The organism is Oleiphilus sp. HI0132 (genome assembly GCF_001635845.1).
Genome location: NZ_LWGJ01000183.1, coordinates 1 through 1,547 on the forward strand (window position 1 = coordinate 1; position 1,547 = coordinate 1,547).

A 1,547-nucleotide genomic window follows, 5' to 3' on the forward strand; every position below is an offset into this window, starting at 1 on the left:
CTTTTATCCGTTAATGCAGCATAGTGTCATGTAGCGAGTTGATATAGTCCTAAACCTAACCGTAACGACCGGTTATATAGTCTTCAGTCTGCTTGTTACGTGGGTTGGTAAACAGCTCATCAGTGTTGCCAAATTCGATCAAGTCGCCCATATACATAAACGCCGTGTAGTCAGATACACGAGCAGCCTGCTGCATATTGTGGGTTACGATAACGATAGTATAGTCATCTTTTAGCTGGTGAATCAGTTCTTCAATTTTCAGCGTAGACAATGGGTCCAAGGCTGAAGCGGGTTCATCAAGCAGTAATACATCTGGTTTAACAGCAACGGTTCGTGCGATCACCAAACGTTGTTGCTGACCACCGGATAGACCCAATGCGCTATCATCAAGACGATCTTTAACTTCATCCCAAAGTGCTGCAGAACGTAGAGACCATTCTACTGTTTCATCTAGAATACGCTTTTTGTTGATTCCTTGAATACGCAGGCCATAAGCGACGTTTTCATAGATGCTCTTTGGGAAAGGGTTTGGCTTCTGGAATACCATACCAATGCGGCGACGAAGTTCAGCCACTTCGACTTTACGTTGGTAGATATCTTTACCTTCATGAAGGATTTTTCCGGTGATGCTACAGCCATCAACCAAATCGTTCATGCGATTGAAGCAACGCAATAATGTCGATTTACCACAACCCGATGGGCCGATAAAAGCCGTTACTCGGTTCTGTGGGATCTGCATATTTACGCCGTGAAGGGCCTCTTTTTCACCGTAGCATAAGCGTAAATCGTCAACGGTTAGTGCAATTTTTTCGTCTTCCAGCTTTAGAGCTGCAGACTTACGCTGTAGTGAACTGATATCGATAGCGTGCGTCTTAGTTTCGGTTTGTGCGCCTGCTTGTGTCGTCGAATCATTTGTATCATTTTGCATAGTCATATCTCTTTCTGGTGTCTATCCAGTTAACTCAATAATTATTAAAACTCAAACCATTTCAGGCGCTAGTTAAACTTCTAATGCTTTGTACTTCTCACGTAGCTTGTTACGAATCGCGACTGCGCTTAGGTTTAGCATTGCAATAACGATAACCAATAATAGCGAGGTTGCGTAAACAAGTGGTCGTGCCGCTTCGACGTTAGGGCTCTGGAAGCCAACATCGTAGATATGGAAGCCTAAGTGCATAAACTTCTGGTCCAAATGCAGATAAGGGTAGTTGCCATCTAGCGGTAATGAAGGCGCTAGCTTAACCACACCTACCAGCATCAATGGCGCAACTTCACCCGCTGCACGAGCAATCGCAAGAATAACACCGGTCATCATTGCAGGGCTTGCCATAGGTAGTACGACACGCCAGAGTGTTTCAGCTTTGGTTGCGCCCAAGGCCAGGCTACCTTCACGAATGGATCTTGGAATACGTGATAAGCCTTCTTCAGTCGCTACAATAACCACTGGCAATGTCAGGATCGCTAGCGTGACTGAAGCCCATAACAAACCACCGGTACCTAGCGTCGGCGCGGGTAATGCCTCAGGGAAGAAGGCCTGATCAATACCT

2 protein-coding genes are annotated in these 1,547 nt (G+C 45.7%); both read right to left on the minus strand.

Annotated features, from left to right (window positions below):
* Positions 1-55: 55 nt before the first annotated feature.
* Positions 56-928: a phosphate ABC transporter ATP-binding protein PstB gene (gene pstB, locus A3766_RS02320; protein WP_068641591.1), complete on the minus strand. Its 873-nt coding sequence runs from the start codon at positions 926-928 to the stop codon at positions 56-58.
* Between the two features lie 72 nt (positions 929-1,000).
* A partial coding sequence (locus tag A3766_RS02325; RefSeq protein ID WP_156508624.1) for a PstA family ABC transporter permease occupies positions 1,001-1,547 on the minus strand: 547 nt, incomplete at its 5' end.

Excerpts from the sequence above, each read along its gene's own strand:
- pstB (WP_068641591.1), bottom strand. The coding sequence starts at position 928 with ATGCAAAATGATACAAATGATTCGACGACACAAGCAGGCGCACAAACC.